This is a genomic window from Barnesiella sp. CU968 (assembly GCF_905219685.1).
Lineage (GTDB): Bacteria > Bacteroidota > Bacteroidia > Bacteroidales > Muribaculaceae > Lepagella > Lepagella muris_A.
Window position 1 is genome coordinate 1 of record NZ_CAJMXD010000101.1, and the last position, 8,697, is coordinate 8,697.

Consider the following 8,697-nt stretch of genomic DNA (forward strand, 5'->3'; position numbering starts at 1 on the left):
GCTAAACTTGTCAAAGAACTCTTTGGCTTGACGGTAGATGCCGCTTAGCCTATGAATATTTTTTAACGAACTATTGTCATTTAATTTTTTACAAAAATAATAAAATATAGCGATAAAATCATTACATTTGCATAAATTTATGAATAGGAACAGCCGTGAAAAATACAAATACCGAAGAGAATAGGAGCCGCGCCGATTTCCGCAGAAAACCGGATTGGCTTAAAATAAAATTGCCGAGAGGTTTTAAAACAAGTCAGGTTGTCGGGTTACTGAATGAAAAGCATCTGCACACAATCTGTTCAAGCGGGATGTGTCCCAACCGGGGAGAATGTTGGGGAGCGGGAACTGCAACTTTTATGATCTGCGGCAATATATGCACCCGTAATTGCAGATTCTGCAATGTCCCGACCGGACGCCCGCTTCCACTTGATGAGAAGGAAATTGACGATATTGTGGATTCTGTTAAAAGTTTAGGACTTAAGCATGTGGTGCTAACGTCAGTTGATCGTGACGACCTCCCTGATTGCGGTGCTACACATTGGGCTAAAATGATCAGGAGACTGAAAGAGAAGTGCCCAGGCGTGACGATGGAGGTTCTTATTCCTGATTTCAAGGGGCGGGAGGAGTTGCTCGATATGGTGATTGCCGAACGTCCGGATATAATTTCACACAATATGGAGACTGTCAGGCGTCTCACTCCCGATGTCCGCACGTTTGCCACGTATGACGGCTCGTTGAAGGTGCTCGCTTATCTTGCCTCAAAAGGTGTAAAAACAAAGTCCGGCATTATGCTCGGACTCGGTGAGAAAGAAGAGGAGATACTTGATACAATGGATGATCTTATACGTGTAGGTTGCAGCATCATGACCATAGGTCAGTATCTTCAGCCTACAAAAGATAATTTCCCTCTTCAGGAATATATACATCCTGACAAATTTACGGAATACGGCAGAATCGGCAAGGAAAAAGGCTTCCGCCATATCGAGAGTGCTCCCATGGTGCGTTCGAGTTATCATGCGGAGAAGCATCTTCATTAACTGATGTCTGTAATAAACGGAAGTTTGTAAACTACTTAACGAAAAAAGTCATGAATAAAACCGCCATAGTATTATTTTTTGCAGCTGGCGTTGTCGCAGCCGGTTCAGTAGACGCGTATGCCGCAAAGAAGAAATCGTTGCCGGATCTGAGACCGGTTCCCGGTCATGTGATAGACCATGAAGGAATAAACGTTAATCCGATTCCTGTAAATGTATCAAGACCATATAACGGCTATCTCAACATGTCCGGAGGATTCGATCTGTCGCAGGTTCCACCGGAGTTCGCGGATTGTTTCAAATCAATAAAATCAACTCCGGGAGGCATTCCGGTAGAGGTATCTTGCGGTAAGGAGATTGCTGGCAGGTTTGGTTTGCCTGAGAAAAATGGCGCCTATCATCTTTCAATCGGTCCGGAAAAAGTTGCAATCGATGCATATGACAAAGACGGTCTGTTTTACGGAATCAACACTCTGTCACAGATTGTGGAGGGGGTATCGGATGATAATCTTCCGATGGTTGAGATTAATGATTATCCGGCACTGAAATATCGCGGTGTCGTTGAGGGTTTTTACGGCAATCCCTGGAGTCATGAGACGCGTCTGTCAATACTTGACTTTATGGGTAGACATAAAATGAACAGCTACGTATATGGACCTAAGGATGATCCTTACCACCGCACCCCGAACTGGAGGAAACCGTATCCTCCTGAAGAAGGAAGAAAAATAAAGGAACTTGCAGAGAGAGCCAGAAAAAACCATATAGATTTCGTATGGGCTATTCACCCGGGAGGTGACATAAGATGGGATAAATCTGATTATGACAGTCTTATAAACAAGTTTTCATCAATGTATGATCTTGGTGTCAGACAATTCGCCATATTTTTTGACGATATTAAAGGTGAAGGTACCGACTCTCATAAACAAACAGCATTACTCAACAGCATAGCCAACGATTTTGTAAAAAAGAAAGATGGTGTTGGAAATCTGATTGTGTGTCCTACAGATTATAATCAGGGATGGGCGAATCCTTCCGACAGCGGTCAGCTCGCTGTCTATGGCAGAGAACTAGATCCGGCGGTAGATGTGTTCTGGACCGGGAAAGTGGTATGCGGTGACATTGAACCGGCATCCATGGAATTCGTAAATTCCCGAATCAACCGTCCGGCATTGGTCTGGTGGAATTTTCCCGTGACAGATTATTGCAGACACAATCTGTTGATGGGACCTGTATATGGACTTGATACGACTCTTGATGAAACTGCAATGGCGGGAATCGAGACGAACCCCATGGAGAATGGCGAGGCATCAAAGGGTGCGATTTACGGTGTGGCTGATTATGCGTGGAATACGACTGCATACAATCCTGTCGATAACTGGACACGTTCATTTTCGGAAATTATGCCCGGTGCTCCGGATGCATATGCTACATTTGCCATACATTCCTGTGATCCTCCAAAGAATTACCGTCGCAATGAGTCTTGGAATGTCGAGACATTCAGATATGACGATTATTCTGAGGAACAGTTTGCAAAACTTAAGAAAGAATTTGAAAAAGTAAGGGATTGTTCTGATATTGTGTTTACCGACGGCGGTAATGTCGCGCTGGTGACTGAGATTGCGCCATGGCTCGTGGAGTTTTCCAATCTCGGCGAAAGAGGACTTATGGCACTTGATCTGATAAAACTGTATGAAGATGGTGATTATGAGAAATTTTCAGATGCCTACAACCGGTTGTACCTGTTGAATGAGGTTCAGAAGCCAGGTTTTCTTGACCATAGAAGCGGAACTCTTAAGTTGCAGCCATTCATAGATAATGTTCTCTTGGATCTTAAACCTGTAAATATAACAAGATGAGGCTTCGTGTCGTTGATTTCAAAATGTGTGATTATAGGGAAATCTGGGAAGTTCAGAAGCAGATATTCAACGGGTTGCTTGCTTTAAAGAAGAGTAAGGAGAAGCCTGTGGAGGAGTTTATGTTGATAGGGGAGCATTCTCCTGTATATACATTGGGTTTCCATGGCAATGCAGCGAATCTTCTTGCGGATGAGAAGCGTCTTGCAAAGATGGGAGCTGAATGTATCAGGATTGAAAGGGGAGGAGACATTACGTATCATGGTCCCGGTCAGATGATCGCATATCCGTTGATAGACCTTGAATCACATGGCATCGGAATAAAGGGTTACATGGACATGCTTGAAGACTGCATTATGGAATTGCTCTCTGATTTCGACATTTATGGGGAAAAAATAGATAATGCCATAGGTATATGGATAGGGAAAAACACTCCTGAAGAACGCAAGATATGCGCGATGGGAGTCAAGTGTACACGATTTGTCACAATGCACGGACTGGCTCTGAATGTCAACACAGACTTGTCGGCGTTTTCAGCGATAAATCCTTGTGGTTTTGTAGACAAAGGCGTCACATCAATAGCAAGAGAATGTGGCAGTCCGGCTTCAATGGAGGAGGTAAAACACCGGTTTGTTGAAATTTTCAGCAGAAAATTCGGTTACAGCGACCTTGACTTGTCTTCGTATTCACGTTCGAGATAGTTTTTAACTTCCTGAAAAAGTTTCGAGGCAAAAACAAAATCGTTCAGAGACTCGCTTTTACTTCTGAAGATTGTCTTGTCGTTACCTGTCCAGTCGCAATGCCCCTTGTTGATGAACACTATGTGCTCTCCGATTCCAAGCACTGAGTTCATGTCATGAGTGTTTATGATTGTAGTCATTCCGTACTCATGCGTGATGTCGCTCAGCAGTTCGTCAATAAGAATTGAGGTTCTCGGATCAAGTCCTGAGTTGGGTTCATCGCAAAAAAGATATTTGGGATTAAGTGCTATAGCGCGTGCGATAGCCACACGTTTCTGCATTCCTCCGGATATTTCAGACGGATACTTGTCGTCAGCGTTCTCAAGTCCCACTCTCTTGATACAGAAATGAGCACGTTCGAGTTGTTCCTCTCTGGAAAGAGGGCTGAAGAGCTTCAGAGGGAACATGACATTTCCGAGTACAGTCTCGTTGTCAAAGAGTGCGGAACCCTGAAAAAGCATTCCTATCTCAGTGCGCAACTGACGTTTCTGTTCTGTGTCAAGATCCCTGAAGCGCCTGCCGTCATAAAGGATCTCACCCTCTTCCGGTGTAAGAAGTCCGATAAGACATTTCATGAAAACTGTTTTACCGGAACCGCTTTGACCGATTATTAGATTAGTCTTGCCGGTATCAAAAGTCGCGTTTATATCATATAGTATCCGTTGTCCGTCAAACCATTTTGACACGTTTTTTGCTTCAATCATTGTAAAAGGAGTTTAGTTAGTACGACATCTGCAAGGAGAATAAGGATGGAACTTGAAACAACAGCACGCGTGCTTGCCTGTCCCACTTCCAGTGACCCTCCTTTGACATAAAAACCATAATATGCCGCTACAGACGTGATGATAAACGCAAAGAAAAGCGTTTTTATTATCGCGTACCAAATATACCATTCGTTGAAGAATGACTGTATTCCGAAAACATAATTCTCCATTGATATCATGTCGGTGAACTGAGCCACAAGGGCACCGCCGAGGAGACCCATGAACATTGACAGTATGCACAGCACCGGAACAAACAGAACGAATCCGACTATTTTGGGGAGCACGATATAGCTTGCAGCATTAAGGCCCATTATTTCCATAGCATCGATCTGCTCTGTGACACGCATGGTTCCGATTTCGGAGGAGATGTTGCTGCCTACCTTGCCTGCAAGAATCAACGACATCATGGTGCAGGAGAATTCCAGAAGGAGTATCTCCCGAGTCGCCAATCCGGTGGAATAAGAAGGAATCATCGGTGACACAATGTTTATTGTCATCTGGATGCATATCACCGCACCGATGAAAATGGATATTATTATCACGAGTGGAATCGAATCGACACCAAGCTTGTTGATTTCAAAGACGAGCTGTTTGAAAAACTCCCGCCATTTTTCTGGTATGCGGAACACTTGCGTCATAAAGGTGCAATAGCGTCCGAAAGATTTAATAGATGATACGACCATGAATCAAGTTGTAATTATATTCTTTCCAATAACAATAACGTCGGTGTAATGGAAATCGCGGACAAAGTTAGTAAAAAAATTTGGAGAGGAAATCGGATTTTAGTAATTTTGCCTAAAATAGAATAAACATATCCCAGTTATGTTGATCATAGGTATAGCAGGAGGCACCGGCTCCGGTAAAACAACGGTGGTGAGAAAAATCATAGAGTGTCTGCCAAAAGATGAAGTCGCTGTGATACCTCAGGATTGTTATTATAAAGACAATGCTCATATCCCGCTTGAAGAACGCCTCAAAATGAATTATGACGAACCGGCATCCATAGAATGGTCATTGCTCGCAAATCATGTCAGAGAATTGAAAGAGGGGAAAGCCATTGAAATGCCGACTTATGATTTTATAACTTGTTCGAGACTAAGGGAAACTATTCATGTCGAACCGCGTGATGTTGTTGTGGTCGAAGGGATTCTGGTACTTACTGACAAGGAATTGCGCGATATGATGGATGTCAAGGTGTTTGTAGACGCTGATGCTGATGAACGTCTCATAAGGGTAATCCATCGCGATTGCATCGAGCGTGGCAGAACTCCCAAAATGGTCATTGACAGATACGAGGAAACACTAAAACCAATGCATGAACTGTATATAGAGCCTTCCAAACGGTATGCGGATCTGATTGTTCCGCAAGGCGGGCATAATAATGTGGCTATAAAACTGCTTACGGATTATATACGTTCTCTGCTAAAACCAAGAAATGAAATTTAAAGCGATATTTGACAGAAACCGGTTCAAAAACAAGGAAGAAGAGGCTCCTGAAAGACTTACATCCGAAGAGGAACTCGAGCTTGAGGGCAAACTTCCGGGTGTTTGTGAAAAGGGAGTTCTGAGAACTGAGAATCTTGTGAAGAAATATGGTAAACGCACAGTTGCCAACAAGGTCTCGATAGATGTCACGCAAGGTGAGATTGTAGGTCTTCTCGGTCCCAATGGAGCAGGCAAGACCACTACGTTCTATATGACCGTAGGTCTTATCAAACCCAATGAAGGGAAGGTGTTTCTCGACAACCATGACATTACCGAGTTTCCTGTGTATAAACGTGCTCAGTTCGGTATCGGATATCTGCCTCAGGAAGCATCTGTGTTCCGGACACTTTCCGTTGAAAACAATATTCGTGCCATTCTTGAGATGACCGACACATCCAAGGAGTATCAGAAAGAAAAACTTGAATCTCTCATCAAAGAGTTCTCGCTTGAGAAGGTCAGACACAATCTTGGCAACAATCTTTCCGGAGGCGAGCGCCGCCGGACGGAAATTGCAAGATGCCTTGCGATTAATCCGAAGTTCATAATGCTTGATGAGCCGTTTGCCGCAGTGGACCCTATCGCAGTCGAGGACATACAGGAAGTTGTATATCATCTCAAGGAAAGAAATATCGGCATTCTTATCACTGACCATAAGGCAGATTCAATACTTGGAATAACAGACAGGGCGTATCTGCTCTTCGAAGGGAAAGTCCTTTTTCAGGGATCCAGCGAGGAGCTTGCCAATAATCCGATAGTCAGGGAGAAGTATCTTGGAAGAGATTTCATTTTTACCCGTAAGAAATTTGACTGATGTCGTTGAATGGAGGAATAAATACGCGTAAAGGGTCTGATTCTCCTTTGTTTATATACTTCTGCATTTTTGTGGCGGTATTTCTGTTGTCTTTTCTATTCGTTTCGTTTGTCGCCGGGATTGTCGGTACGCTTGATATCGATGAACGTGCAAAAGTACTTGTGACATCGGCGGTGCAGAATCTGTTTGTTTTCATAGGCACACCTCTCATTACAGCACGTGTTGAATCTCAAAACACAATTAAGGTTCTTTCGCTGAATGTAAGTCCGGGATGGAGTAATGTTTTACTCGTTGCTGTTTGTTATTTTATCGGCATGTGCTTTTTGAATCAACTTATATTCTGGAATGATTCAATTGTATTCCCGGAATCTCTTCACGAACTGGAAGAGAAGCTGCGTGGGTGGGAGAACAGTAGCAGACATTTTACGGATGCGATTCTTTCCACTACTACAATCCCCGGGCTTGTATCTGGAATTGCAATCGTAGGTTGTCTGACAGGATTTGCAGAAGAACTGTTTTTCCGGGCCGGCATACAACGGCAGTTATGCAAGGCAATCCCGGGACATGCAGCCGTATGGATTTCCGCTTTCATATTCAGTGCGATGCATTTTCAGTTTTTCGGATTCTTCCCGAGACTTCTTTTAGGTGCGATATTCGGCTATTTCTATCTGTGGAGCGGCTCAATATGGACGTCGGTCATCGCTCATGCCTTAAACAACAGTATGGTAGTCATAACGGCATGGTTAATGGCAAGGGGCTGTGTGTCTGCCGACATAGAAAATTTCGGAGTGTCAGAAAGTGGTTTTCCTTGGTTTGCCATGTCAAGCGGCATCCTCTTGATTCTTGTTTTATATTTATGGCAAAAAAAATTATCAAAAAATAATGGCAAATCCCACTTTTAGAGATATATTGANATCGATTAACAAGGGTGTGTTCGCTCCTGTGTATCTTCTTATGGGTGAAGAAGATTATTATATCGACAGGATAGTGGATGCTATCGAGTCAAAGGCAATAACTGAAGAAGATAAGGATTTCAATCTGAATGTATACTATGGTGTGGATGCCGACATGGAAACAGTAGTAGCGGCAGGTCAGCAGCTACCTGTCATGGCACCGCGAAGGGTAGTGATATTGAAGGAGGCTCAGTCAAAACAGCAGGCAAAGCAATCCTTGGAGAGACTCGCTCCCTATGTCGGTCACCCCAATGCATCAACAGTGTTTGTTGTTGCATTCAAAGGTGACAATCTTAATGCTACATCGTCATTGATGAAGAATGCGGCTAAGTCAGGTGCTGTGATATTCAAAAGCGAGCGTGTGAAAGACTATCAGCTCGCTTCTCATCTCCGTGACTATTGCGCATCGTATAAGTGTATGGTTGATGACAAGGCGATGGAAATGCTTTGTGAATATATAGGAGGTCCGCTTACAAAACTATTTGGAGAAGTCAACAAGCTTATCCAGATAAAGGGAGGGGCAGGACAGAGGATAACTGCTGAAGATATTGAAAGGAATATAGGAATATCAAAAGATTTCAATAATTTCGAACTTGTATCGGCTGTTGCCAATAAGAATTATCCCAAGGCTATAAGGATTATAAAATATTTTGAATCGAATCCCAAGACCAATCCTACAATAATGACAACATCGACGTTGTTCAATTTTTTCAGCAAGCTGGTTATAGCACATTATCTTACTGATAAATCAGAACCTGCTTTAAAGGCAGCATTGGGAATACGATTCCAGAATCAACTGAACGAAATCAAAACCGGAATGCGAAATTACAATCCATTACGGGCAGTCAATGCAGTGCACGCTCTCCGTGAGTTTGATGTCAAGAGCAAGGGCGTGAATTCTTTCCAGAATGAGTATGCACTTCTTACAGAACTGATTTTTAAGATTTTTACGTTATAATGATATTTTATTTCTCAGGAACAGGAAATTCCAGATATGTTGCGGAACACATTGCTGTTCATACAGGAGACCGGGCTTTGGATATATGCGGATTAAATC

9 protein-coding genes are annotated in these 8,697 nt (G+C 43.2%); 7 read left to right on the forward strand and 2 right to left on the reverse strand.

All coding sequences use genetic code 11. The features are described 5' to 3' along the window. Positions 1 to 155: 155 nt before the first annotated feature. From lipA to lipB, 3 genes are read left to right on the forward strand one after another with little or no spacing between them, the layout of a single operon-like run. On the forward strand, positions 156 to 1,037 hold the full coding sequence (gene lipA / locus JX312_RS05645) for a lipoyl synthase (protein WP_204457342.1): 882 nt from the start codon (positions 156 to 158) through the stop codon (positions 1,035 to 1,037). A 50-nt stretch (positions 1,038 to 1,087) separates the two neighbouring features. Continuing rightward, on the forward strand, positions 1,088 to 2,890 hold the full coding sequence (locus JX312_RS05650; protein ID WP_204457343.1) for a beta-N-acetylglucosaminidase domain-containing protein: 1,803 nt from the start codon (positions 1,088 to 1,090) through the stop codon (positions 2,888 to 2,890). Positions 2,891 to 2,913: 23 nt separating this feature from the next. Next, positions 2,914 to 3,588: a lipoyl(octanoyl) transferase LipB gene (gene lipB, locus JX312_RS05655; protein ID WP_239653820.1), complete on the forward strand. Its 675-nt coding sequence runs from the start codon at positions 2,914 to 2,916 to the stop codon at positions 3,586 to 3,588. On the opposite strand, the gene JX312_RS05660 is transcribed toward lipB, so the two are convergent. Continuing rightward, positions 3,546 to 4,331 (reverse strand): ABC transporter ATP-binding protein, encoded by a 786-nt coding sequence (locus tag JX312_RS05660; RefSeq protein WP_123405781.1) that lies wholly within the window; start codon positions 4,329 to 4,331, stop codon positions 3,546 to 3,548. The genes lipB and JX312_RS05660 overlap by 43 nt on opposite strands. Further along, positions 4,328 to 5,074, reverse strand: a complete 747-nt coding sequence (locus JX312_RS05665) for an ABC transporter permease (RefSeq protein ID WP_123405779.1) — start codon at positions 5,072 to 5,074, stop codon at positions 4,328 to 4,330. The genes JX312_RS05660 and JX312_RS05665 overlap by 4 nt, the downstream gene beginning before the upstream one ends. Before the next feature lie 139 nt (positions 5,075 to 5,213). On the opposite strand from JX312_RS05665, the gene udk reads away from it, so the two are divergent. From udk to holA, 4 genes are read left to right on the forward strand one after another with little or no spacing between them, the layout of a single operon-like run. Beyond that, positions 5,214 to 5,837, forward strand: coding sequence for a uridine kinase (gene udk / locus JX312_RS05670; RefSeq protein WP_123405777.1), 624 nt, complete (start codon positions 5,214 to 5,216; stop codon positions 5,835 to 5,837). Then, positions 5,827 to 6,687, forward strand: coding sequence for an LPS export ABC transporter ATP-binding protein (gene lptB / locus JX312_RS05675; protein ID WP_123405775.1), 861 nt, complete (start codon positions 5,827 to 5,829; stop codon positions 6,685 to 6,687). The genes udk and lptB overlap by 11 nt, the downstream gene beginning before the upstream one ends. Next, positions 6,687 to 7,589, forward strand: coding sequence for a CPBP family intramembrane glutamic endopeptidase (locus tag JX312_RS05680; RefSeq protein ID WP_123405773.1), 903 nt, complete (start codon positions 6,687 to 6,689; stop codon positions 7,587 to 7,589). Before lptB ends, JX312_RS05680 begins: the two co-directional genes overlap by 1 nt. Further along, a complete protein-coding gene (gene holA, locus JX312_RS05685; RefSeq protein ID WP_204457345.1) occupies positions 7,570 to 8,598 on the forward strand; it encodes a DNA polymerase III subunit delta in 1,029 nt (342 codons plus the stop codon). The genes JX312_RS05680 and holA overlap by 20 nt, the downstream gene beginning before the upstream one ends. Positions 8,599 to 8,697 lie beyond the last annotated feature (99 nt).